Below are 23,669 nucleotides of genomic sequence, written 5' to 3'. Positions count from 1 at the left end.
CCTGCTGGCCTCGGTTCAGGAGACCGTCCAGAGCAGGTGGTTGACCGCGAGGGCCACGAGCACCTGCCCGGCCAGCCACCACCGGTGGGTACGTGGTGGCAGGTGGACGGCGGCCACCATCAGCCAGACCACGAACGGCAACCAGATCCGTTCCACCTCCGCCTTACTGAGCCCGGACAGGTCGGCGGCGCCAACCGCGAGCGCCGCGGCCAACGGAAGCAGCACCGTCGGCCCCGCCGCCCGCACGCCGCCCGGCCACCCCGTGACGGAGTCCCGCGCCGTCCACACCATCCGCGCAGACCGTGCGGCCACCAGCGCCGCCTGGCGCAACGCCGGCCCGAGGACCGGGCCGGCGCAGAGCAGCAGCGCCGCCAGGTTCGCCCACACCCAGTAGCCGTACGGGCGGTCCGCCGCCCAGCCCTGGTGGTAGCGCTGCACGACGAGGTGGTAGCCGTCCAGCCACCAGAAACCGGCAAGCGTGAACAGGGCCACCACCGCAGCGGCCCCTGCGGATGCCGCCAGGAGCGCCGGCCACCGGTCCCGGGGCCGCAGCGCCACCACAGCAAGGGCCAGGACACCAACCAGCACGAAGCCGTACGACAGGTAGAGGGCGAAGCCAAGGAACAGACCCCCGGCCACGGCGGCGACGATGGGGCGCACCGCCAGCAGGGCCAGCCCTGCCGCGACCGCACCGGTGAAGATGCCGTCGGCCGAGACGCCCATCCAGATGGCGCCGGGCAGCAGCACCAGGAACGGCAGCACCCTTCGCGCCGACTCCACCGCTCCGAGCGCCCGCAGCGTGACCGGCACCGACACGGTCACCGTCGCCCCGACCAGTACGCAGACCAGGGCGCCCGCGGTAGGGCCGCCGAGGCCGATCCGGTCCAACCCGACGAACACCAGCAGCGCCCCCGGCGGATGCCCGGCGGTGTGGGTGGACCACGAGTACGGCTGAAAGTCGAGGATCCGGGCACTGAAACCGGCCAGCATCGCGGTGATGTCGGTGATCGCCGGCACCTCGTGCAGGTATTCGGCCTGCGGAGTGAGTCGCTCGGTGAAGCCGGCGGACCAGCCGTCCACCAGCGCCAGCGACATCGTCCAGGTGACCGCCGCGACGTAGGCCACTACCAGCAGCCGACTCCAGGCGGCGGTGCGGGACCAGCGGACGCCCCAGCCGAGCACGCCGGCGGCGACCAGCAGCGCGGCCGGGGTGCCCAACCCCACGTGCGGACGCCAGGTGGCGTAGAGCGGTGCTGCGTCCGCGTGCAGTCCGACACCGCGAGCGTTGAGCAGCATGCCCACCGCCACCGCGACGGCCAGCAACGCCACCTCGACACCGAGCACGACCAGATCGCCGTCGAGGCGTCGCCGGGCGGCCTGCTCCGGCGCCCGGTCCACGGACGGGCTCGTTCTCATGACGACCGTAGGGTACGTCGCCCACCAGCCCTACCTTGCCAAAACGGCCAGGAGTCATCGTCAGGTAGAGACGTCTGGCCGACCTTGATGGCATAAGTCCATATTCGCCTGTTAGGCGTCGCTCGAGGTCCTAGCGTTCTCGGTATGCCTGCACCGATCGACGTGGTGTTGCCGTGTCTGGACGAAGCCGCGGCGTTGCCCGGCGTACTCACCGCCCTGCCCAGCGGTTACCGGGCGATCGTCGTGGACAACGGATCCACGGACGGCTCGCCGGAGGTCGCCGCCCGCCACGGCGCCCGCGTGGTGCACGAGGCACGCCGGGGATACGGCGCCGCAGTCCACGCCGGGTTGGAGGCCGCCGACGCCGAACTGGTCTGCGTGCTCGACGCCGACGGCTCCTTCGACCCCACCGAGCTGCCCACGCTGGCCGCGCCGGTGACCGACGGCTCGGCTGACCTCGTGGTCGGTCGCCGCCGGCCAGTCGCCGCCGGTGTCTGGCCGTGGCACGCCCGAGCCGGCACCGCCCTGGTAGCAGCATTGCTGCGACACCGCGGCATACCATTGCGCGACCTCAGCCCGATCCGGGTCGCCCGCCGCGAGGCGCTGCTCGGCCTCGGAATCGCCGACCGCGCCTTCGGATACCCGCTGGAGCTGCTCATCCGGGCCGCGGCCGCCGGCTGGCGCATCCAGGAGATCGATGTGCGGTACTCGCACCGCGCCGCCGGCACCCGGTCGAAGGTCTCCGGTTCGGTACGTGGCACCCTGCGCGCGACCCGAGACTTCGCCGAAGTCCTTCGCACTGTTGACGGTCCCCGATGACGGTCTTGCTGGTGGCGGCGAAGGCACCCGTGCCCGGAACGGTGAAGACCCGCCTCTGCCCACCAGCCAGCCCCCGCCAGGCTGCCCACATAGCCGCGGCGGCGCTACTGGACACCCTGGACACCGTCCGCGCCACACCCGGCGTGACACCCGTGCTCGCCCTCCACGGTCAGCTGGCCGACGCCGAGGAGGCCGACGAGCTGGCCCTCGCGCTCGCCGGCTGGCAGATTCTGCCTCAGCGGGGCACCGACCTCGGCGACCGCCTGGTCAACGCCCACGCCGACGTGGCCGACGCCTACCCGGGCCAGCCGGTACTCCAGATCGGCATGGACACCCCGCAGCTGACCCCGGCCCGGCTCGACGCAGCCGTCCAGGGCCTCGCCTTCAGCGACGCGCTGCTCGGCCCCGCCGTCGACGGCGGATGGTGGGCGCTCGGGCTGCACGACCCACGACACGCCACCGTACTGCGGGAGGTGCCGATGTCCAGCGCGCTGACCGGGCACCACACTCAGGCGGCCCTACGTTCGCGGGGACTGCACGTGGAGCCGCTACCGGTGCTGCGAGACGTCGACGACTGGGCCGACGCCGTGGCGGTGGCCTCCCTGACTCCCGACGATTCGTCCGCCTGGCGGGGGAATGCGACTCCCCCGGGTTGCCCGACCACCGAAAGGCCGTACCAGCACTCCCGGTATCGGATGACCGCCGCGACGGAGGGCCGATCGGACCGGCACGGACCGGCGGGCCGTTTCGCACGCACGGTCGCGTCCGTTCAGCACGACCTGGCATCGGGGATCCCGTGGTGACCCGCAGCGTCCGGGCCAGGCCGTCGGAGGCGTTCGGCAGCGCGCTTCGCCAGCACAGCGACGCCCACTGGTTGGTGCACGACGACAACGGCTCGCGTCGCCGCCTGCCGGTACGCCGTTGGCACGGGCCAGCCGAGCCGACGATGGACGACGTCCTCGGTCGGTGCGTCGGCCCGACCCTCGACCTGGGCTGCGGTCCGGGGCGACTCACCTCGGCGCTCAGCCGCGCTGGGGTGACCGCGGTCGGGGTCGACATCTCGGCGCAGGCGGTCCGGTTGACCCGCGCCCGGGGCGCGGTCGCCCTACGGGCAGACCTGTTCGCACCGCTGCCCGCCGAGGGGCGTTGGGCACACGTGCTCCTGATCGACGGAAACATCGGCATCGGCGGCGACCCCCGCGTCCTGCTCGCTCGATGTCGTGACCTGCTGCGTCCCGGCGGCACCGTGCTCGTGGAACTCGAACCGCCCGGTCCCGGGCTGTGGATGGGTCGGGCCCGGCTGGCCGTTGAGGGCGCCGAGGGTGGGTGGCACGTCGGGCCACCGTTCCGGTGGGCCCGGCTCGACACGGTGGCGGTCACCGGGGCGGCGTCCGCCGCCGGGCTGGTCGTGCGGGACCTGTTCCGTCGTGACCGGCGCTGGTTCGCGGAACTGACCGCGACAGCGCCGACGCACGGTTACAGAATCTGACCCGGTCACGCTCGGCAGAGGCTGGCTCGCTCCTCCAACGCGCACCGCGTCGCAGACCTGGACACCGTGCGGGCCCTGTCGGACGAGTCGCCCGCGCTCGTGCCGGTCGACGGGACCCGCTCCAGCCCGGGACCGCTGGCACAGACCGCGATCGAGGTGGCACTCTCAGCCGGCCGGCGAGGAGCCCTGAGCCGGCGAGGAGCAGTCAGCTCATCTTCATCATCTTGCTCGCTGCGGCTATCACGTCGTCCATGGAGTTGACCGAAGCGGTCCGCTATTGCGCCACCGGGCCGCGGCCTCCTCCACTCGATCGCATTGACGGACCACCCCCTCTCCATCCGAGAGGCGTGGCCCTGCCATCAGTGTGTCAGTCGAGGCGGAAGCTCGCGAAGGCCAGTCGCTGGAAGGGCTCGGTGGCGCTCCACTGGCTGTCCCGGGTGATCCAGGACAGGCTGTAGGCGCGGGTCTTACTCTCGTTGACCAGCAGCCGGCGGGCGTGCAAGCGCTCGCCGCCCGGCTGGTCGCAGGTGTACTCCCATTCCGCGGCACCACCCGGGCGGATGACCGGCCCGATGCTGATCTTCTGGTAGCCCGGTAGCGCCCCGGTCTTCCGCACGTCGCGCTCCGCTGCCTCCCACCGGGTCGAGGGTATGGAGGAGGCTGTGGCGGCGGTGTCGACGGCGATGGCACGTACCTCGGCGGGGTCGCGGAGGCAGACCGTCCCGCCCTCGGTGTGCCGGGTCCATCCCACGGGCACCGCCATCAGGAAGCCGGCGGGGTCCTGGTGCCACGCCCACCCGTCCGGCAGGGCGTACGGCAGCGGCGCGGTCGGCTCCTGTAGGGGCTCGGCCTCGCTGGAGGCGGCATCGTCCAGGCAGAGGTGGGCGGGCGGGGCCGCCTCGGTCGGCTCCACCGCGCCGGCCGCCGCACCGCCCGGGGTGGCATCCGCTGCGCCGTCCCGGCCGCCCAGACCGCCGATCACGGCGCCGGCTGCCGCGACGACGACGGCCACGACCGCCAACAGGCCCGCCACGGCGCCGGCGAACGCCCAGCCGGTCGTGCGGTCCCGCTTGGCCGATGGCGTCACCGGAATGACAGTGGTGTCGATCGCGTCCTGCGTGATCGGGTGCACCGGTGCGACGGTCGCTGGTGGTCGGCGACGTAGGGTGGCGGGCACGCGCCGCCAGCGGGCCGGCCGGGGCGTCGGGACCGGATCGATGGGAACTGTTGCCGCGGCCACCTGCTCGAGGTGGTCCGGGCCTCCTGCGCGGACAGGCGCTGACGGGGGTTGCGCAGCAGGAGCCCGGTGATCGCGGGTTCGAGCGGCAGGACGCTCATCCGGTCGGGCGCCTCGGTGGCGAGGGCGGCGAGGGTGGCCAGGGTCGAGGGCCGGTGCCACGGTCGGCGGCCCTCCGCTGCCAGATAGAGCGTCGCGCCGAGGGCCCACAGGTCGCTGGCAGGGGTGGATCTGCCGTCGCGGGCGCGTTCCGGCGCGACGTACTGGATCGTCGACAGGTTCGGCGCGGTGACGGTCGCCGGGCTGCGGCTGTCGAAGATCGAGAGGCCGAACCCGCCGAGCATGACCCGGCCGTCGTCGGCGAGTAGCACGTTCTGCGGGCTCAGTTCCCCGTGCACGACTCCGGTCGCATGGGCGGCGCTCAGTGCGGCGAGGACGTGTAGGCCGATCCGCGCCACCTCGGCGGCTGCGAGCGGGCCGTCGGCGGCGACCACCTCGGACAGCGGCCGGGAGGGTACGTGCTCCATGACGAGCCACAGGTAGCCGTCGGCGCTCAGCACGTCCCACATCCCCACGACGCCGGGATGATCCAGGCCGGCCAGTCCACGAACCTCGTCGAGCGTGCGCTCCCGCAACCGGGACCGTTCGGCGTCGCTCGCCCACCCCGGCACGGCGATCTGCTTGAGCGCGACGTGCCGGTCGAGCACCTCGTCGCGCGCCAGCCAGACGGGTCCCGAGGTCGCAACGTCCCCGATCGGCAGGAGCCGGCGATACCGGCCGGCGAGCAGCTCGTCATCCATGTGAGTGATTCGGAGCGGTTCACCGGTTGGATGGGTCGGTGACGAGAAGCACACCGACTGTCCCGGCGGACGGTGTTGGGCAGCCGACGGGCCGGGCCGGCCGCCGCTGTGACGGCGGCCGGCCCATCCCGGCTCAGCTCAGCGCGACAGTACCCACGATCCCCGTGGGGGTGGCCGAGCCGCCGACGGGCTCGTTGGACACCCCGAACGTGTCCGCCTCGCCGACCGGACCGATGACAGTCGTCGACGCCCTGTCCCCCTCGGCGAGCTGTCCCACCTTGCGGGGCTCGCTGCCCCGGATGAGCCACAACTCGTAGATCCGCCCGGAACCGGGCGCGGGCAGGTCACGCAGCAGCACCACACCACGGTCGCGGCCACGGGACACCACCACGGTCGCGGCACCACCGGGCTGTAGCGACCGTTCGAACACCCGGGCGTCCGGGGCGTCCAGGACGGCGGCGATCTGCCGAGCCTGCTCGCTGCTGGCCTGCTCGTCACTGATCCGATCGTTGCTGACCGTCCAGGTGATCGCACTCGCACCACCGGCCACGAGAACCGCTGCCGCGGCGGCCACGGTGAGCTGTCGCCACCTGCCCGCCTGCCGTGTGCCGCTGGCGCCCGCCACGTTTGCGCGCAGCTGCGGGGTTCGGGCCGCCTGGGCAAGGGTCCGCTCTCGCAACCCCGGCGGGGGCGACTCGATGACAGTGTCGTCGGCGAGGCGCACGACGGTCTCCCGCAACTCGGCCACCTCGACGCGGCACGGCTCGCACTCGACCAGGTGCCGCTCGAACGCGGCCCTCTCGACGTCGTCGACCGCATCCAGGACGTACGCACCAACGAGGGTGTGCACATCGGCGCTCATGCCCGACCCTCCATCTCGATGCCCAGGCAGTCGCGCATCCGGATCAGTCCGTCGCGCATCCGCGTCTTCACCGTCGGCAACGGTGTCTGCAACTTCTCGGCCACCTCCCGGTAGGTGTGACCGCCGTAGTAGGCCAGCGTCACCGACTCCCGCTGCACCGGCGTCAACCGGCCCAGGCACCGACGCACCTGCTCCCGCTCCAACCGGGCCGTGACATCCTCGACCACCTCGTCGTACGGGACGTGTGTCTCGGTCGCGGCGACCTGCTGGGTACGGTTGGTGCGGGCCTGTTCGGAACGCACCCGGTCCACCGCCCGGCGGTGCGCCATCGTGAGGATCCACGCCGAGGCCGAGCCACGGCCGGCGTCGAAGCGGCCGGCGGTGCGCCACACCTCGACCATCACCTCCTGCGTCACCTCCTCCGCCTGCGCCGGATCGCGTACCACCCGCCGGGCCAGCCCGAGGACCCGACCCGCCATGCCGTCGTACAGCGTCGCGAAGGCGGCTTCGTCGCCTCGTGCCACCCGTGAGAGCAGCTCGTCGGCCGTGGGCTGGCTCGCCGTGTCCTGCGGCACGGATCGCAAGCGCCGTGCCTGTTCCGGTTCACCGCTCATGGCAGGTCCTTCGCTGTGCGGGCGACGCGTCGACGCGCCACGGGAGGCGGGCGGCGCGCATCAGGCGGGATGGGCGTGAGCGAGGCGCGCGTACACGATGACGTTGTCGCGGTAGTGCTGCGTAGCGTCATCGAACTCCCCGCCGCAGGTGATCAGACGCAGCGCGGCGTTGTTTGTCGCTCCGTAGACCTCGTCGGTGGGAAATTGGTCCTTGGGATACTGCTCGACCTTCGTCACGGTGAACATCGCGGTACTGCCGTCCTGCCGGTCGACAGTGACCTCGGCCCCGACCTTCACCCTAGCCAGGTCGAAGAACGTACCCCGGTGGCCCTTCCAGTCGACGTGGCCGGCCAGCACCGCCGGGCCGAGCGCCCCGGGCGTCGGCGCCCTGGTGAACCAGCCCACGTCGGTGGCGTTGTCCGGCACCTGCATCGCACCGTCCGCCTGCAGGCCGAGGGCGACGATGGCGGCGGTGGACTTCAGCGACGGGATCGACACCCGCACGGGCGGTGAGCTGGCCATCAGCGGCCCCGAGGTCAACTCGCCCGGCCTGGTGGGCGGTACGGCCGACGCGTTGGCGGCTGGTGCCGCCGCGGACGCGTCAGGTCGTGGTGGGTCGTCACCCCGGTTGGCGACCGCGACCCCGACTGTCAGGGCCGCCGTCGCGGTGAGGATGCCGGCCGCCGCCAGGAGCGCGTGGCGCCCCCGGCGGCGGCCGGCCGACACTGGTACATCGCCGGTGTCTGTCACGATCGCCCCCGGCTCAGCGCTCGACGGCGAGCCGGCGGCGCGCGACGACCGCACCGGCGGCGCCGAGCAGCGCGAGGCCACCCACGGTGTAGATCATCATCGGGGATCCACCGGAGGTGCTGCCGTCGCCGGTGGCGACACCCCCAGCGGGTACGGAGCCAGCCGCTGCGCCACTGACCATGCCGCACGTCGCGGGGTCGGTGGCCTCGGCGGGGATCCCGTTGACCCCGATCGACTTGGCGAACGTCGACTCCCCGAGCGCTTCCATGTCGTACGTGCCGTTCTTGTTGGCGTCGATGCCGTGCTGCACGACGTGCAGGTCCTTCAGGTGCTCGATGGTGCCCTTGGGCAGCTCGGCAGCCGGGATGGTGCGCTCGTAGCTGAGGTTGCCCTTCGCGTCGGCCTTCGGCATCCGGTCCACGGCCAGGCCACTGGCCTTGGTCGTGTCGCCGGTGGTGGTCAACGAGATGAAGATGTCGCCATACATCTTCAGGCCCTCTTCGGTGCTGACGTAGCCGTTGCCGTTGGTGTCGGCGGACTTGTCCGGGCAGTGGAAGTCCATGCCGTTGGCCGCGCCGTGCACGTGCTGGGCGTGCGGCGAGTTCGGCGTCATCCCCTTCGACCGGATCATCACCTTCAGGTCACCGCCGCTCGTCGCGGTCAACGTCGCCGTCCCGGTGGCACCGGTCTCGTTGAGATCCTGCAACTGGACCTGCACGCTCTCGTCGGCGTGCGCGACACCCGGAAACGCGAGGACCAGCGCAGCCGCGGGCACGGCAAGCAGGGCTCGGGACAATCTCACAACAAATCTCCGTCTCCGCCGGGGTACGGCGTCGATGCTCAGGTGCTGTCGGGAGGGATTCGTGCCCCGGTCACCACCGGATTGGTCCCGGCCCGAATTCTTTTCCGGCCCGGGCAGCAAGCCGTCGGACGGACCAGTTCAGGTGACGGTCATGGTCGTGCTGTGCCAGCCGGTCGCGCCGTCGGGGAAGGGCGCGGCCCGTTGATCGGTCTGGGTGGCGTCGGTGGCCCACCCGCGTTGCACCCAGTACGGGTCGAACGCGTCGAACGTGCTCACCGTCATCGAGGTGAGCCACTTGCAGGCGCCGACGTAGCCATAGAGACCGGGAGCCAGCATGCGGACGGGGAAGCCGTGGTCCAGCGGCAGGGGTTCGCCGTTCATGGCCACGGCCAGAAGCGCGTCGCGGGCAGTCGAGGATCGCGTCGAGTGGCGTACCGATGGTCATGCCCTCGACGGAACGGCTCACCAGCTGGTTCTGCCCGGCGTGGATGCCCGCCTCGCGCAGCAGCGGGGCCAGAGGAATCCCGGCCCAACGGGCGGTGCCGATGTACGGGCCACCGACCTCGTTGGAGACACAGTTGAGGGTGATGTCCCGCTCCACGAGACCACGGGCGAGCAGCTCCTCGAATATCCAGCTACGGGGTCTGTCGACCGCCCCGTCCATGGTCAGCCGCCAGGTCTTCAGGTCGACCTGCGGGACGGTGAGGGCGGTGTCGACCCGGTAGAAGTCCCGGTTGGCGGTGACGAACGCCGCGACCCCGTCCACCCCGGCGGACACACCGGCGGGTAGCGGCGGCGCGGGACGTACCGGCGGCGGAAGGCGGACGGCGGCGCGGGACCGGGCACCTACCGCGTTACCGCGACCGACAGCCCTGGCCCACGGCGGCCGTGGCACCGGCGGTCAACGCTGTCCCGGCCGCCGGGGCCAGGAACTGGCGGCGATTGAGCAGCCGCGGTCGGCGCGACGCGCTGACCGGGACCGTCCCACGCAGCTATCGAAACGCATCGCACCCGTTGTCAGAGTCACACTTCGAGCACAGCCACCTGACTTTGCTTTGAAGAAGTCAGCGGGATACGGTCCTGACTTAGAACTTGTGAAGTCAGGTGGGTCGGCGAGAGGTGTCACCCGTGCGCCTGAACGGGCGCGACGTCCGCCCCGGCCGCCGCCAGCACAGAGGAGTCTCTGGTCATGTCAGCAGCCATGCGTTCCGGTCTCGCCGAGACTCAATTCGTCGAGACGCCTGACGGGCGGATCGCCTATCGTCGCTTCGGCCGGCAGGAAGGCGTGCCGCTGGTACTGGCCATGCGTTTCCGCGGCACCATGGACCACTGGGATCCCGCCCTTTTGGACGCTCTCGCCGCACACCACGACGTCATCGTGTTCGACAATGTCGGCACGGCGGCCAGCACAGGCGAGGCACCGGACTCTGTCGACGGGCTCGCCCGTGGCCTTCTCGGCTTCGTCGAGGCGCTCGGCTTCGACCGGGTCGACCTGCTGGGCTGGTCGATGGGCGGCTACGTGGTGCAGGCCGCCGCACTACAACAACCCGAGCGGATCCGCCGGCTCGTCGTCGCGGGCAGTGGACCCGGCACCGCCCCCGGCGTCGAACGGATGACGCCCGAGATCATGCGGATCGCCACGAAGTCGACAAACGACGACGAGGACTTCCTGCGCCTGTTCTTCCCAACCGACGCTGCCGCCCGGCACCGTGGGCTCGCGTCGCTACGCCGGCTCGACGCGCGCCTTGACACGTCCGGCGCCGTTGTGGCGGCCGACACCGTACGCCGGCAGCTCGCCGTGATCCAAGGGGTCGGGACGACGATTTGGGATCGGCTGGACCAGCTCACACAGCCCGTCCTACTCGCCACCGGAGTTCAGGACGTGATGATCTCCGCATATGGCAACTTCCTGATGGCGCAGCGGCTCCCCAACGCCCGCCTGCTGATCTACGGCGACGCCGGCCACGGCTTCCTGTTCCAGCACGCCGAGGAGTTCGCCGACGACGTGCACCGTTTCCTGAGCCGGCAGTGAGCAACCACACCAGCTTGCCCTCCCGCAGGCAGGGCGCGCCCCCTCGGCCAGAAGACGTGCGTGGGACGGGCGGCCTCAGCGTTCCGCTGGGGTGCCGGACGGCGCCGCGGCATCCACCGGCGGGATGTCGTCGACCACCTTGCGGTTGAGGCTGACCTGCGCCATGCCGGTGCCGCCGACGCGGATGTCGTCGTACGCCTGCAGTTGGCGGTTGGCGCCGAGGTAGAGCACCGACATGGCCAGGGGCGTGGGTTCGTCGCCTTCGAGCCCGCGCAGTCCCGCTCCGCCGGTGGAACCCTGCACCGCCAACCGGGTGCCGACCTCGCCCGCGGGCGGAAGCGTGGTCACGGCACGCTGGTGTGTGTGGCCGGCCAGGACCAGTGGCACGGACCCGTTGAGCCCCGGCGCGGATGCCGGGTCGTGCACCAGCGCGATGTCCACCGGCACGTCGAGGGCCCGGATCGTCCGGGCGAGCTGCTCACCCGAGCCCTCGACCGTGGCCGCGGGCTCGTCCCAGGGTCTCGTCTCCGACTCCTGCTTGTCGGGCGTGAACCGAGGGTCCCCGATGCCGGCGATCGTCAGCCCGGCGACTGTCGTGGCGGAGTCGTTCAGCACCACCGCGTTCGGTTGGCTGGCCACCGCCGCCGCGGTGCGGGGCGAGTCGTGGTTGCCCCGGATGTAGACGTAGGGCACCTCGAGCTGGCCGATCATGGAGACGTAGGAGGTTTCGGGCTCGCTGCCCCAGTCGGTGATGTCGCCGGTGTCGATCACCACATCGATGTCGTACTGCTCGACCACGGTCCGGATGACCGGCCAGGCGGCGGGGTTGAGGTGCAGATCCGAGACGTGCAGGATCCGGGTCGAATTCGGGGCCGCTTCGTAGATGGGCAGGGTCGACACGGTGGTGTAGAGCTTGCCGACGTTCCCGACCAGGCGTTGCAGTTGCTCGGCGTAGCGGTTGTAGTCGTCGGCGATCCGTTGGGCGTCGCCGATCAGCGTCGGGGCGTTGACCAGCAGGCCCTCGTAGCGAGGCTCGGCCAACGCCTGTGGTCGGACCGTCAGGGCGGCTCCACCGAGGGTGCCGCCGGTGACGAGCAGGGCGAGACCACCGGACCACGCGGCGCGGCGCACCGACCGGAACGCCAACCCGGCGAGCAGCATGGATGCCAGTACGGACACACCGAGCGTACGAAGTCCGAGGCGGACCACGGCGTCCCGGAGGTCCTGGGGCGCCGCGTCGCCGGCCCGGGCGAGGCCGGCGGGGTCGTCGAGCAGAGCCTCGGTGCGGCGTTGGTCGAGTGAGTCGAGGCGGGCGGTCAGTCGCAGCGGACCGTCGTGACTGTCGAGGAAGAGCGAACCCAGCGGTGGGACGGCGATCTCGGTGCCGCCGTCCATGGACGGGGTGAGCTGGAAAGCGACCCGGAACGGTCCGACGTCACCGGACCCTCTGGCACCCAGCAAGGTGCCGATCGTGATGCCCGTCATGGTGACGGCGACAAGCGTCGCCGCCGTCAGGGCCCGGCCACCCCATCTGGAGCGCACGAGCGTCAGCGGGCGAGCGACCACGCGCCGCAGGCGTTCGGCGGCGGCACGGCGACGGGGAGACGCGGCATCCGGGGGCGGAGTCACGAGCGAGATCCGATCTGTGGGGTCAGCGAGGGGTCATTCCGTCGCAACAGCCTGCGGGTCGTCCTCCGCGCCCAACAGGCCGAGCAGACCCGCGGCGAAGAGTTGCCGTCGAACGAAGGGCGAGAGGTTCTGCAGCCGCAGGGTGCCGTCTCGCACCGCGATGGCCCGCTGGCAGGCTACGAGGGTGCCCATGCCCGAGGAGTCGATGAAGGTCAGGTCAGCGAAGTCGAGGAGGACCTCACGCACCGAATCGGACGTCAGGGCCGCGATCACCGCGTCGTGCACGAGGCCCGTGGTCGCCATGTCGATCTCTCCGTGCAGCCGGAGCCGAACCACGGGACCGTCGTGCGTCGTGTCGATGGACAAGTCCACACCCACTCCCCTCTGATCGACCCTCGACAAATCCCTGGAACATGCATGGATGCAACAAACGGTCGCCGGTCAGCGTACTTGGCGCTGGAGGCTCCCGCCAAGATCACCAAGCTGCCGGGGTCTACCCGCGGCCCGCCGGTGGCGTCGGCTGGCGCTCGGCCAGCAGGAGGGCGATGTCGTCGTGTGGCTCGCCACCCACGTGCCGGTGCACTGCCTCCCAGACGGCGGCGAGGCAGTCGTTCACCGAAGACTTGGAGAGGCACTCCCGCACGGCGGACATCGGGAAGAAGCGCCCCTTGTCGTCGCGCGCCTCGATCAGGCCGTCGGTGTGCAGCAGCAGCCGGTCACCCACCTCCCAACGATGGGTGACCTCCGCCGACCGTCGGCCGCCCAAGCCGAGTGGCCGATCCGGTGCGGAGACCTGGAGTTCCTCGAGGCACCCGGAACGTCTCCGGAGGATCGGTGCCGGGTGACCGCAGTTGACCGAACGGATCTCAGCGCCACGAATCTCTACCAGGACGGCGGTGACGAACGTCGCGCCTCGAGCCGGGATCGGCTCACGACCGACCAGGCCGTCGAGGTCGCGCGCCACCTGCGTCAGGTCCGGTCGGATGATCGCCGACTGTCGGAACGCCCCGGCAACCGCCGACGCCAGCCGCACCGCGTCGAGCCCCTTGCCGCAGACGTCACCGACGATGATCCGCAGCCGGTGCGGATCGACGACCACCACCTCGTACAGGTCACCGCCCACGCCGGCCTCCTCGTAGGCCGAGACGTACCGGGCGGCCAGGTCGACCCCGGCCGCTCGCCGGGGTGGCTCCCGCAGGATCGCGGCCTGGGTGGTCCGCACGATCTCGGCCATTCGACGCAGCCGTTCTTCCCGCCCTGCGCGGGCCCGGGCGACATATACCGCCATCAGGCTGACCGCGATGACGACAGCTACCCGCAACAGGTGGTCGAGGCTGCCCAGCATCCCGCTGGGCAGCCCGGCGAGCACCGCCGCCGTGGTGGCGCTCGCCGACACCACGGCGGTGCGGCGCACGGTTTCCACGGCAGCGGCCAGCAGTGGAGCGAGTGCCAGAAAGCCGATGAGTACGGCGTGGGTGCCCGCTGCGGCGTCAACCAGCAGGACCACCGCGATGAACCCGAGGGCCAGCCGCAATCCGGGCCAGCGGGTCCACCACCGCGTCGACGAACCGTCCGCGATGGTGGCCGCGGCGGCCGACCTGTCCACGCTGCGATCAGTCATCGGTCGCATGGGCACCCTGGGGATCGACGTCCGCCGTCGAGGCCGGCGGACCGAGCTGCCGACGCAGCGCCGCAATCTCGGCGCGCAGCGCCGCGATGTCCGCGACGGTGGCGGTGGCGGTCGTCTCCTGCGCCGAGACCCGTTCGACGATCCAGGTGGCAAGTGAGCCGGTGACGAAACCGATCAGGCCGATACCGCCGATCATGAGCCCCAGCGCGACGAGGCGGCCCGTGCCGGTGACCGGGTAGTGGTCGCCGTAGCCGACAGTGGTGATCGTCACCGTCGCCCACCACAGCGCGTCATCGAACGAGGAGATGTTGCCGCCGGATGCGGACCGCTCGACGTCCAGCACCGCCAGCGCGGAAACCAACACGAGCAACACGGTGGTCGCGCCCACGTAGACGGCGAGCCGGCCGCGGGCCCAGGACTCCGCCTTGCGGCTGAGGTTCAGCACCACGGTGATCAGACGCAGGGCGCGCAGCGGACGCAACACGGGGAGGACCAGGACGGCGAGGTCGAACAGGTGATCACGCAGGAACCGGCGTCGACGGCCAGCCAGGGTCAGTCGTGCCGCGAAGTCGATCCAGAACGTCAACCAGATGAGGACGGCCGTCGCCTCACACACCCGTTGCCAGGAACCAGGCAGGCCAGGCCACAGGATCGGTACCGCGTAGACGACGAGGAACATGACCGACAGAGCGGTCAGGGGCAGCGTGGTGAGCCGCTCCCACCTGGCGGCCCGGTCGACGGGCCCTGTCTGAGTCATCACCAACTCCGGTTCACCCGACGAAGATGCCTGCATCCGTGCAATCATTTCCGGGTGAAACTGTACGTGGAGGGCGCTCCTGCGTCGACCGAGGAGCACGACGTGCTGGTCGACAGCTTGTCCGCGCTGAGTCGCACCCTGGTGGGGATCACCGCTCGAACGCTGAACGCACTGGACGCCGAGGTGACCCTGTCGCAGTACCGGACGCTTGTCATCCTGGCGTCCGCCGCCCCGCTGCGCACCGTGGATCTGGCGTCATCGCTGGGAGTGCACCCGTCGACCGCGACAAGGACCTGCAACCGTCTGGTGCAGCGGGCACTGGTGGCCCGACGTCATCGGCCCGAGGACCGGCGGGTCGCCTGGTTGACCCTGACCGAGGCCGGCAAGAGGCTCGTGGGCGATGTCATGCGACACCGGACCGCCGAGATCCGACGGCTCCTGAAGGCGACCGACGTCGCAGATCCACAGACAGCCGCAGACCTGATCAACGGGCTGGTGGTAGCAGCCGGAGAGCCGACGGAGGAGTCGTGGTGGCAGCGCTGGGAGCAGTCTGGGCCGTCATGACAACCGGGGGCGGCCGTGTCCAGGGGAACGGCCGCGCCAACCGGCATCGCGCCGGCCACGGCCCGGACCGGGACGGCCCGCTGCCGCGGCGTCGGCGACCTCAGTCCAATACGCCGGCCTTCCTCGTCAGGCCGCCGTCAGGCCACCGTCGATCGCCAGCGCTGCCCCGGTCACGAACCTGGCCTCATCACTGAGCAGGAACGCGACGAAGGCCGCGATCTCGTCCGGCTGGGCGACCCGTCCTACCGGGTGCCACGCCCCCGCCGCGCGGATCGCCTCCTCCGGGTCCGTGCCCAGGTTGTTCCGCAGTAGAGGGGTATCGACGCCGCCGGTGACCAGCGCGTTGATCCGCACACCGCTGGCCGCCACGTCCAACGCCGCGGATCGGGTGAGCCCCACCACGCCGTGCTTGGCGGCACTGTAGGAGGCCATGCCGGCCGCGCCGGTCACGCCGAGGTTGGACGCGTTGTTGACGATCGCGCCACCGCCGGTCGACCGCAGCGCGGGGATCTGGTATTTGAGACCGTAGAAGACGCTGCTGAGGTTGAGCGACAGGTCGGCCTGCCAGGCCTCGCCGTCGATGTCGGCCAGCGGGCCGACCGCGGTGGCGGCCCCGACGTTGTTGAACGCGGCATCGAGTCGCGCGTACCGCTCGACCGTCTGGCGAACAAGTGCTGCCACCTCGGTCTCCACCGTCACGTCGGTGGGCACGAAGTGGGCGTCCCGGCCGGTGGAACGCAGCTCTGCGGCGAACGCCTCGCCCACGTCCTTACCTCGTGCGGCCAGCACCACCTTCGCGCCCTCGGCAGAGACCCGCTCGGCGACGGCCCGACCCATGCCGGACGTCGCGCCGGTGATCAGGACGACCTTGTCTGCGAAACGTGTGGACACTGCTGCTCCTGTTGGATGCTTGTCAGGGATGAAGGATGTCGAACAGGTCAGAAGGTGAGGACCAGGCGTCCGCGGACGCCGCCCGCCTCGAAACGCCGATGGGCCTCGGCCGCTTCGGCGGCGGGCAGGGTGTCGGCCAGGCGCGGGGTGAGCACATCCGCCTCCGCGAGGCGGCGGATCTCGTCGAGTTTGCCGGTCCGTCCCGCGTAGTCGGGGACGAACGGCGCGACCATCGTGATTCCGCGCAGGTCGTCGGTCCGGTAGCCGCCGGGCTCTCCCGCGCTGCGGAACCGGGCGAAGCGGCCGCCATCGCGGACGGCGGCAAGCAGGTCCGGGCCGAGCAACGCCACGTCGGCGATCGCGTCGACCCCGTGTGGGTGGCGGGCCAGGATCGCCTCGGTCACCCCCGGTCCGCGGGCGACGACCTCTGCCGCCCCGAGCGAGCGGACCAGCGGCTCGTCGGCGGGCGCGGCGTCGGCGATCACGACCAGCCCGAGGTGGGTGGCCAACTGCACCAGATAGCCGCCGAGAATCCCGGCAGCCCCGGTCACGGCGAGCACCGAGCCCGGAGGGAGGGCCAGCTGGTCAAGCGCGAGCAACGCGGTGAGCCCGTTCATCGGCAGCGTGGCCGCGGCCGGATGGTCGACACCCGCCGGCGCGGGAACCACCCACCCTGCTGGCAGCACCTTGTACTCGGCGTAACCGCCCGCTGCCGTCCCGATCGGCTGCACCATCGCCATCACCGGTGTACCGATGCCGAGCGGGGTCTCGGTGCCCGGGCCGATCTCGTCGACCACTCCCGCAATCTCCATGCCGGGCACGTACGGTCCCGGCACCCCGGCGAGCGCTTGCGCGTGCACACCGGCTCGCACCAGCGTGTCCGCCGGGTTCACCGCGGCGGCGTGCACGCGTACCCGAACCTCGCCGGGCCCGGCGTGCGGTTCCGGCAGGTCGATGACGCGCAGCACGTCCGGCCCGCCGAACTCGTGGAACCCAACCGTACGCACGGCGCAAACCCCCTCATGTCTGGTTCCTCACATACACCTGGTACCGAATGAGTACCGGTATGCGAGTCTGCTCGCGGCACCGCGCGTCGACAAGAGGGCACTTTGACCTGCCCAGGTATCACCGGGTGAACCACATCCCGCACCGCGACCGCGAGGGCTAACCGATAACCTGGTATCGCTCGTATACTGGCCGACATGGCAACGTCCGGCACCACGCTCACCCCGGCCAGCGCACCCGACCAAGACCCTGCCGCCGACTGCGAGCAGCGTCGCGCCCTGATCCGCGACGTGCTCGAACGGATCGGCGACAAGTGGTCCGTGGTCGTCATCTGCCAACTGGGTCACGGCACCCGACGATTCAACGAGCTGCGTCGACAGAGCGACCCCATCACCCAGCGGATGCTCAGCGCGACGCTGCGCGGGTTGGAGCGGGACGGGTTGGTGACCCGTACCGTGCACGACAGCAAACCGCCGCGCGTCGACTACACGCTCACCCCTCGCGGCCTCAGCCTCCTCGACATCGTCCGAGGTCTGGCGAGTTGGGCAGAGGGAAACGTCACCGACATCCTGGCCTCCCGGGCGTTCTTCGACGCCCGGTAGGTCGGCGACCCCGCGCCCGGGCGGCCACGGGCGTTCGACGATCGCGTCCGCCGCCGCCCGCGACGACGATCCGGCGGACCCGCTCGGAAGCCTGGGTCTCAGCGGCCGCTGGCTCTGCCGCTCAGGACGGCGACCAGGGTACGGTCGGCTGGAGCACGGCCTCCTGCAACGCCACCGTGCGCAGTCGCGTGACCTGCTGGTACGCGGGATCAGCGACCATCGCGCAGAACGCCTGCCGGCTCGGGTACCGGACCAACAGCACGGCGTCCCAGGCCTGGCCGTCCTCGGCCACGAGCGCCGGACCGCCTGCACCGGCATAGATGACCTTGCCGCCGTAGCGAGGCAGGAACGTATCCCGCAGCTCGGCCGCGTAGCTCGCGTACGAACTCCGCCCCCCGTCGGCGAAGCGCAGCAGGTTGAGCATGACCACTGGCGCCTCTGGATCCTCCGTCAGGAAGTCCCGCAGGTCCTCGCCGCTCGGATCGACCGCCACGCTGTCTCCTCGGCTCGACTGCCGGAATCATAGTGTGGCGACGAAGACCGGTCACCCCCCCGCGACTCCCGCGGCAGGTCCGTCTGCCGCGACGGCCGTACGGGACGCGCCGACCGAACCGTCGGACCGGGGGCTGGCGGAAGGTTCGTCATCGGCGGGTGGGGACGCCGAGCCGGTGCTCGACGACGGGTCGGTGCTCGACGACGGGTCGGTGCTCGACGACGGGTCGGTGCTCGACGACGGGTCCGCGGACGGCGACGGTGTGGGCGTGCGGCCGGGCTGTGTCGTCGGAGGTGGGCTCTGCGGCGAGGGCGTGGCCGCACTCGCCTCCGTTGTCGGCGGCGGGTCACCCGCTGGCGCGCCAGTGAGCGACGGGACCGCGGTGGTGGACCGCGTACCAGACGCCCCTCTGGTCGGTCGGCTCTCGCCGCCCGACTCGGCGCCGGGCTCGGAGGGCCCGTCGTTGTCCATCACGGGCGACGCGATCTGGTTGACCACCTGGTCGCACGCAAGCCCGTTGACCGAGAAGGCGGCGGGCGCGGTGAGGTCACCGTCCTCGGTCGTGCCGCGCAGCGCCGTGGACAACGTGGCCCCGGGCGGCAACTGTGTCGTCGGGGTGAACGTCACCTGGCGGCGGTCCTGGTCCCAGGAGACGCCGTCGACGAGGAGACGCTGACCGGTGGGCAGCATGAAGGCCAGTGACCAGTCCCGCAGCCACCGGGTACCGGTGTTGGTGACGGTCAGGTCGGCCTGGAACGTACCGTCCGAGAGGTGACGCGCCGTGTACCGAGCGGCACACCGTCCGGGCTCCGCGTCGGCGTCGGCGCTGTCGGCGGCGTCACGGAGCCCGGACACACCCGGCAGTTGACCGACGACCACCGCAGCGAGCAGGACCGCCGGCACACCGACGGCAACCCTGGAACCGAGCCGGCGCAGCCGGCCACTCGCCGCCGGCCGGTCGCCAGCACCGGGAGTCGGCGCCAGCGAATCGCCGTTAAGTCGGCACGTCGACCCGCTGACCACCGCCGGGTCGGCAGGCGGGCCAGCGGGTCGCACCACCTGGACGCCGGCGGCGGCACGCAGACCATCGGCCACCTCGGCGGCCGCCGGCCGGCGTTCCGCCTCCGTGGCCAGGCAACGCCGCAGCAGGTCCGCCGCCGCGGCCGACAGCTCCGGCACGGGTGGAAGCTCGACGCCGTCGCGGCCGCGCCGCAGGTCGGCGGGGCTCCGGCCGGTGACGCAGACGGCCAGCATCAGCGCCAGGGCGAAGACGTCACCGGCCGGCGACGCGGGAGCCCCGGCGGCCTGCTCCGGCGCCAGGTAGGCAGGCGTACCCCAGATCCTTCCCGCGTCGTCGGCCGGCGCCTGACCGATCGCCGCCGCGATACCCAGGTCGACGACCTTGATCCGGCGCGGACCGAGCATCACGTTGGCGGGCTTCACGTCGCGATGGACGAGCCCGTGCGTATGCGCGATGGCGAGGGCGTCCGCCACTGCGGCACCGATCCGGGCAGCCTCAGGCAACGACATCGCGCCGGAGCGCTCGAGGCGGGCGGCGAGGGTTTCGCCGTGAACGAACTCCATCACCAGGAACGGCGCACGTCTCCTGCCGCTCCGTTGCTCGCCGTAGTCGTAGACGGCGGCGATGTGCGAATGGTCGAGCATCGCCGCGGCGAGCGCCTCGGCACGCAGCCGCTCCCGCGCCGCCGGGTCGTCCAGCAACTCGGGCGAGAGCATCTTCACCGCGACAGTACGTTGGAGCCGCAGGTCGAACCCACGCCAGACAACTGCCATGCCGCCGCGACCGACAGTTTCGTCAAGCCGGTAGCGCTGCTGCAGGAGTCGCACGTGTCCGCCTCTCCCGGTCGTCGTCCGGCGTCGGCACCCGCTCACGGTCGGCGACGTTCCTGCCGTCCGGTCGGTCCGACCTCCCTTCGACGCTCGGGCCTACCCGCGCCATCCTGGGCCAAAACGCCCTGCTCAGCGGGTATCTCGTCAGCAGCGGAGATTGTCACACGACTGTCACGTGATCGCCGTCGTACTGCCATCTCTCCTGGGAACTTCGAAGGTGCCGCCCTCAGGAGAGGAGGAAGACGATGGACAGGTGGCACGACCGGAACCGCACGGCGCTGGCGACTCTCCTCCTGGCGACTCTGCTCGCCACGGGATGTGATCACCCCGCCGCGGCGCCGCAGCCCAGTCCCGAGCCCAGGCCAACGGCCCCGGCCGGCACGGTCGCGCGGGCGGAGATAGGCGATCACCTCACCATGACCGCCACCGTCGACCGGGTCATCACCAAGACCGCTTTCGTCGTACGCGACGCGGACCTGACCGACGGGACGCTGCTCGTGCTGTCGGAAAGTCCGTCCGAACTGGCTACGCCGCAGTTGGTCAGCGTGCGAGGCACGGTGGCGTCGTTCTCCCACCGCGCCCTCGCGGACCGCTACCGCCTCGGGCCCGCCGGACCGTACCGGGCGTTCGAAGGGGGCCGGGCGCTCGTGGCGCAGGAGGTGGCGGTCTGGGACTGAGCGTCCCGGCGTGGCGGGTCCGCTGCGCGACGAGAGCTCAACGCGGGCTGATCAGTGTGATGTAGTCGGCGCGCACGAGGGCTTGGTTGGACAGTGAGCCGTCGGCGCGGGGTACGGCCAGAGGCTTGCCGTCGCGGAGAAACGTCACCGAGGTGACGTCGTCACGGTTGGTGAGAGTACAGACGATCTGACCGAACGCGAGGATCTCATCACTACGCCCGGCATCGCTGCCCGGTTCGTCGACCACGACCTGAGCCTGGGTGCCCGTCACTGTCACACCGGCGGCGTTGACCGCGCCCGGCAGGGCGCTGGTGAGGTTCTTGTCGCGTTCGGCGGTGGTGGGCCCGCCGAGCAGATCTCGTAGTTGCTCCTGGACGGTGGCGGGACGGTCGGCTCGTCGCGGCACCGGGATGATCCGGTTGTCGCGGACCAAGCAGAGTGTCTCGGTTGCGGGGCCCGCCGGCGCGCTGGCTTCGCTGGGTGTCGGTCCCTGGAACGGGCCCGGCGGTGGTTGGACGGTACGTGGTGCGTCCTCGGCCGGGATGCCACAGCCGGCCAGCAGCGCGACGAACGCCACGACGACGACATGGCGACGGTTCATGTCAGGCCGCCCATCAGTGTGACGCGGAAGCGGGCGCCGCCGCCGGGGCGGTCGGCGACAGTGACATGGCCGTTGTGCGCGGCGGCGTGCTGGGCGACCAGAGCCAGCCCGAGGCCGGTGCCGTCGCCGGCGCCACGGGTGTGCGCGGCCCGACCGCGGACGAAGCGTTCAAAGATCATCTCGCGGTCCTCGACCGGCACGCCCGGTCCTTCGTCGTCGACCTCGATCACGGCGGCGCTGCCGTCGTGAGTCAGCAGGACAGAGGTCGGGCCGCCGCCGTAGGTGACCGCGTTGTCGAGCAGATTCGCCAGGATCTGCGCGACTCGTCGCCTGTCGATCCGCCAGGTCGCGGGCGTGGCGGGCGCGAGGTGAACGATCGAGTCCGGCAGGTCGAGGGCGTGACAGGCGTCGCAGGCCAACGCCGCCACGTCCACCGAGGCACGGTCGGCGGGCTGGTCGCTGCGCGCCAGATCGATCAGGTCGTTGACCAGCCGCTGGAACCGGTCGATCTCGTCGGCGACGAGCCCGGCAGCGAGAGCGGTTCGCTCGTCCTGGTGTTCCCGGCGACGGGCCAGGACGCTGGCGGCCGCGGCCAGGGTCTGCAACGGCGAGCGCAGCTCGTGGCTCACGTCCGCGGCGAAGCGGCGGTCGCGTTCGATGCGGTGGGCGAGCCGGTCGACCATCTGGTTGAACGACGACGACAACCGGGTCAGGTCGGGGTCCACGGCCGGATCGAGGCGGGCGGTGAAGTCACCGGCGGCGATCTTCTCGGCGGCGTCGGCGACCGCCGTCAGCGGTCGCAGGCCGTGCCGGGTGGCGTACGACCCGAGGGCCGCGCCGGACCCGGCCACCACGATGGCAACGCTGGTCAAGGCGAGAGCCAGCACCTGGAACGTCTGCTCCAGTTCGAGCAGCGAGTTGACCTCGAAGTACGTCGCTGTCGCGGACAGGGGCACCCCGACCACCAACGCGGTCTGGCCGTTGACGCGGACACGCTGCAGCGCGGGCCGGCCAGCGGCGACGACGTCGCGTAGCTCGGCGGGAATGGCGGTGGTGGTGTCCGGGTCGGCGGTGCGGGCGTACCACTCGCCGTCCAGGTTCAGCACCGGCCGACGGCTGCCACCGGTGTCCAGCGACCGGAGCACCTCCACGACGTCGGGCGTGTCGGTGTCCAGCCCGGCGCGGACCACCGCGGCGTCGAAATAAGCCGCCCGGAGGGCAGTGCGTTCCCGCTCGCCGATCAGGGATCGGCGGGTCAGCTCGTACGAGACGAGAGCCATCGACGCCGAGAGCAGGAGCGCGCCCACGGCGAACGCGACGGTGACCCGGGTACGGAGGCCGAGCCGTCTCATCGCTGCAACTTGTAGCCCAGACCCCGCAGGGTCACCAGGTGCTCCGGGTTCGCCGGATCCGGCTCGATCTTCTGCCGCAGCCGGCCGACATGCACGTCGACGAGCCGCTCGTCGCCGTTGTCGTAGCCCCAGACGCGGCTGAGCAACTGCTGGCGGGACAGCACCCGGCCCGCGTGCTCGGCCAGCTCGCACAGCAGCCGGAACTCGGTGCGGGTGACCGCGACGGGTCGACCCGCGCGGCGGACCTCGCCCGCGTCGGGGCTGATCTCCAGTTCACCGAAGGCGAGCACCGGCACCGGTTCCGGTACCTGCCCTGCGCCGGTATTCCGGGCACGGCGGTGCAGGGCCCGCAGTCGGGCGGTCAGCTCCTTGATCGCCACCGGCTTGACGACGTAGTCGTCGGCGCCGGCCTCCAGGGCGGCCACGATGTCGTGGGTGTCGTCGCGGGCGCTGACCACCACGATCGGCACGTCGTCGTTTCGGCGGATCTGCCGGATGCACTCGAAGCCGTCCAGGCCGGGCAGCATCAGGTCGACCAGCACGTAGTCGGCGGGAGCACGGCGCTGCGCGCGCAGGCCCTCCTCCGCGGTGGCCGCACCGACGGCCTCGTAACCCTCGTCCTCGAGTGCGAGCAGCAACGCCAGGCGGATCCGGTCGTCGTCCTCGATCAACAGTACGGCCGTCATACCCGGCATCATCCCCAGACCGCCGCCCGGTGGCCAACCCTGACGGCCGGACGACGGATTTGTCACGTAACTGTCATACGTCCGCGCGGTGACCGCCACGTGCCCACGGC

General features: G+C 71.4%; 25 protein-coding genes and 2 pseudogenes. 7 read left to right on the top strand and 20 right to left on the bottom strand.

Annotated features, from left to right (window positions below; genetic code table 11):
* Positions 1–15: 15 nt before the first annotated feature.
* Positions 16–1,296 (bottom strand): hypothetical protein, encoded by a 1,281-nt coding sequence (locus tag O7617_RS24275; protein WP_348774202.1) that lies wholly within the window; start codon positions 1,294–1,296, stop codon positions 16–18.
* 264 nt (positions 1,297–1,560) lie between these two features.
* On the opposite strand from O7617_RS24275, the gene O7617_RS24270 reads away from it, so the two are divergent.
* From O7617_RS24270 to O7617_RS24260, 3 genes and pseudogenes are all read left to right on the top strand, one after another.
* Positions 1,561–2,235 (top strand): glycosyltransferase family 2 protein, encoded by a 675-nt coding sequence (locus tag O7617_RS24270; RefSeq protein ID WP_282258336.1) that lies wholly within the window; start codon positions 1,561–1,563, stop codon positions 2,233–2,235.
* Positions 2,232–2,834: pseudogene (locus tag O7617_RS24265) on the top strand (DUF2064 domain-containing protein); the annotation flags it as partial. The gene O7617_RS24270 and the pseudogene O7617_RS24265, both read left to right, overlap by 4 nt.
* A gap of 275 nt (positions 2,835–3,109) precedes the next feature.
* A complete protein-coding gene (locus tag O7617_RS24260) occupies positions 3,110–3,724 on the top strand; it encodes a class I SAM-dependent methyltransferase (protein WP_282264860.1) in 615 nt (204 codons plus the stop codon).
* A gap of 367 nt (positions 3,725–4,091) precedes the next feature.
* Here O7617_RS24260 and O7617_RS24255 read toward each other — a convergent pair whose 3' ends face one another.
* The 8 genes and pseudogenes from O7617_RS24255 to O7617_RS24220 form a co-directional block, all read right to left on the bottom strand.
* A complete protein-coding gene (locus tag O7617_RS24255) occupies positions 4,092–4,856 on the bottom strand; it encodes a hypothetical protein (RefSeq protein WP_282258334.1) in 765 nt (254 codons plus the stop codon).
* A complete protein-coding gene (locus O7617_RS24250) occupies positions 4,808–5,761 on the bottom strand; it encodes a serine/threonine-protein kinase (protein WP_282258333.1) in 954 nt (317 codons plus the stop codon). Before O7617_RS24250 ends, O7617_RS24255 begins: the two co-directional genes overlap by 49 nt.
* 133 nt (positions 5,762–5,894) lie before the next feature.
* Positions 5,895–6,623, bottom strand: a complete 729-nt coding sequence (locus O7617_RS24245) for an anti-sigma factor (protein ID WP_282258332.1) — start codon at positions 6,621–6,623, stop codon at positions 5,895–5,897.
* Positions 6,620–7,237, bottom strand: coding sequence for an ECF RNA polymerase sigma factor SigK (sigK, locus tag O7617_RS24240; RefSeq protein ID WP_282258331.1), 618 nt, complete (start codon positions 7,235–7,237; stop codon positions 6,620–6,622). The genes O7617_RS24245 and sigK overlap by 4 nt, the downstream gene beginning before the upstream one ends.
* A gap of 60 nt (positions 7,238–7,297) precedes the next feature.
* On the bottom strand, positions 7,298–7,987 hold the full coding sequence (locus O7617_RS24235) for a class F sortase (RefSeq protein ID WP_282258330.1): 690 nt from the start codon (positions 7,985–7,987) through the stop codon (positions 7,298–7,300).
* Positions 7,988–8,000: 13 nt separating this feature from the next.
* Positions 8,001–8,789, bottom strand: a complete 789-nt coding sequence (locus tag O7617_RS24230; RefSeq protein ID WP_282258329.1) for a hypothetical protein — start codon at positions 8,787–8,789, stop codon at positions 8,001–8,003.
* 138 nt (positions 8,790–8,927) lie between these two features.
* Positions 8,928–9,170, bottom strand: coding sequence for a molybdopterin-dependent oxidoreductase (locus tag O7617_RS24225; protein ID WP_282258328.1), 243 nt, complete (start codon positions 9,168–9,170; stop codon positions 8,928–8,930).
* A gap of 109 nt (positions 9,171–9,279) precedes the next feature.
* A pseudogene (locus O7617_RS24220) lies at positions 9,280–9,453 on the bottom strand (molybdopterin-dependent oxidoreductase); the annotation flags it as partial.
* Positions 9,454–9,990: 537 nt separating this feature from the next.
* On the opposite strand from O7617_RS24220, the gene O7617_RS24215 reads away from it, so the two are divergent.
* On the top strand, positions 9,991–10,821 hold the full coding sequence (locus O7617_RS24215; RefSeq protein ID WP_282258327.1) for an alpha/beta hydrolase: 831 nt from the start codon (positions 9,991–9,993) through the stop codon (positions 10,819–10,821).
* 75 nt (positions 10,822–10,896) lie between these two features.
* Here O7617_RS24215 and O7617_RS24210 read toward each other — a convergent pair whose 3' ends face one another.
* The 4 genes from O7617_RS24210 to O7617_RS24195 all read right to left on the bottom strand — a co-directional run bounded on the left by O7617_RS24210 (position 10,897) and on the right by O7617_RS24195 (position 14,837).
* Positions 10,897–12,372: a metallophosphoesterase gene (locus O7617_RS24210; RefSeq protein ID WP_282264859.1), complete on the bottom strand. Its 1,476-nt coding sequence runs from the start codon at positions 12,370–12,372 to the stop codon at positions 10,897–10,899.
* A gap of 111 nt (positions 12,373–12,483) precedes the next feature.
* Positions 12,484–12,822 carry an STAS domain-containing protein gene (locus O7617_RS24205; protein ID WP_282258326.1) on the bottom strand — a complete coding sequence of 113 codons (339 nt, stop codon included), beginning with the start codon at positions 12,820–12,822 and terminating at the stop codon, positions 12,484–12,486.
* 121 nt (positions 12,823–12,943) lie between these two features.
* Complete coding sequence (locus O7617_RS24200) at positions 12,944–14,071, bottom strand: PP2C family protein-serine/threonine phosphatase (protein WP_282258325.1); 1,128 nt, start codon at positions 14,069–14,071, stop codon at positions 12,944–12,946.
* On the bottom strand, positions 14,064–14,837 hold the full coding sequence (locus O7617_RS24195) for a potassium channel family protein (RefSeq protein WP_282258324.1): 774 nt from the start codon (positions 14,835–14,837) through the stop codon (positions 14,064–14,066). Before O7617_RS24195 ends, O7617_RS24200 begins: the two co-directional genes overlap by 8 nt.
* Positions 14,838–14,891: 54 nt before the next feature.
* On the opposite strand from O7617_RS24195, the gene O7617_RS24190 reads away from it, so the two are divergent.
* On the top strand, positions 14,892–15,401 hold the full coding sequence (locus O7617_RS24190) for a MarR family transcriptional regulator (protein WP_282258323.1): 510 nt from the start codon (positions 14,892–14,894) through the stop codon (positions 15,399–15,401).
* 126 nt (positions 15,402–15,527) lie between these two features.
* Here the strand turns inward: O7617_RS24190 and O7617_RS24185 are convergent, their stop codons facing one another.
* Positions 15,528–16,292 (bottom strand): SDR family oxidoreductase, encoded by a 765-nt coding sequence (locus O7617_RS24185; protein ID WP_282258322.1) that lies wholly within the window; start codon positions 16,290–16,292, stop codon positions 15,528–15,530.
* Positions 16,293–16,339: 47 nt separating this feature from the next.
* Positions 16,340–17,299 (bottom strand): NADP-dependent oxidoreductase, encoded by a 960-nt coding sequence (locus tag O7617_RS24180; protein WP_282258321.1) that lies wholly within the window; start codon positions 17,297–17,299, stop codon positions 16,340–16,342.
* A gap of 195 nt (positions 17,300–17,494) precedes the next feature.
* Here O7617_RS24180 and O7617_RS24175 point away from each other — a divergent pair, with 195 nt between their 5' ends.
* A complete protein-coding gene (locus O7617_RS24175) occupies positions 17,495–17,899 on the top strand; it encodes a helix-turn-helix domain-containing protein (RefSeq protein ID WP_282258320.1) in 405 nt (134 codons plus the stop codon).
* 121 nt (positions 17,900–18,020) lie between these two features.
* Here the strand turns inward: O7617_RS24175 and O7617_RS24170 are convergent, their stop codons facing one another.
* Entirely contained in the window at positions 18,021–18,392 is a 372-nt protein-coding gene (locus tag O7617_RS24170) for a DUF1330 domain-containing protein (RefSeq protein WP_282258319.1), read from the bottom strand.
* Positions 18,393–18,443: 51 nt separating this feature from the next.
* Positions 18,444–20,240: a serine/threonine-protein kinase gene (locus tag O7617_RS24165; RefSeq protein WP_282258318.1), complete on the bottom strand. Its 1,797-nt coding sequence runs from the start codon at positions 20,238–20,240 to the stop codon at positions 18,444–18,446.
* A 419-nt stretch (positions 20,241–20,659) separates the two neighbouring features.
* Between O7617_RS24165 and O7617_RS24160 the strand changes: the two genes are divergently transcribed.
* The gene (locus tag O7617_RS24160; protein ID WP_282258317.1) at positions 20,660–20,920 is read left to right on the top strand and encodes a hypothetical protein; all 261 of its coding nucleotides are present in this window, start codon (positions 20,660–20,662) and stop codon (positions 20,918–20,920) included.
* Between the two features lie 37 nt (positions 20,921–20,957).
* Here the strand turns inward: O7617_RS24160 and O7617_RS24155 are convergent, their stop codons facing one another.
* The 3 genes from O7617_RS24155 to O7617_RS24145 are packed head-to-tail and all read right to left on the bottom strand — an operon-like array spanning position 20,958 to position 23,559.
* Positions 20,958–21,521, bottom strand: a complete 564-nt coding sequence (locus tag O7617_RS24155) for a GerMN domain-containing protein (protein ID WP_282258316.1) — start codon at positions 21,519–21,521, stop codon at positions 20,958–20,960.
* Positions 21,518–22,873, bottom strand: a complete 1,356-nt coding sequence (locus O7617_RS24150; protein ID WP_282258315.1) for a HAMP domain-containing sensor histidine kinase — start codon at positions 22,871–22,873, stop codon at positions 21,518–21,520. Before O7617_RS24150 ends, O7617_RS24155 begins: the two co-directional genes overlap by 4 nt.
* Positions 22,870–23,559, bottom strand: coding sequence for a response regulator transcription factor (locus O7617_RS24145; protein WP_282258314.1), 690 nt, complete (start codon positions 23,557–23,559; stop codon positions 22,870–22,872). Before O7617_RS24145 ends, O7617_RS24150 begins: the two co-directional genes overlap by 4 nt.
* Between the last annotated feature and the right edge of the window lie 110 nt (positions 23,560–23,669).

The sequence above is a fragment of the Micromonospora sp. WMMD1155 genome (genome assembly GCF_029581275.1).
GTDB lineage: Bacteria > Actinomycetota > Actinomycetes > Mycobacteriales > Micromonosporaceae > Micromonospora.
Note: the sequence above shows the minus strand (reverse complement) of the source record. Positions and strands in the feature narration are given on the sequence as shown.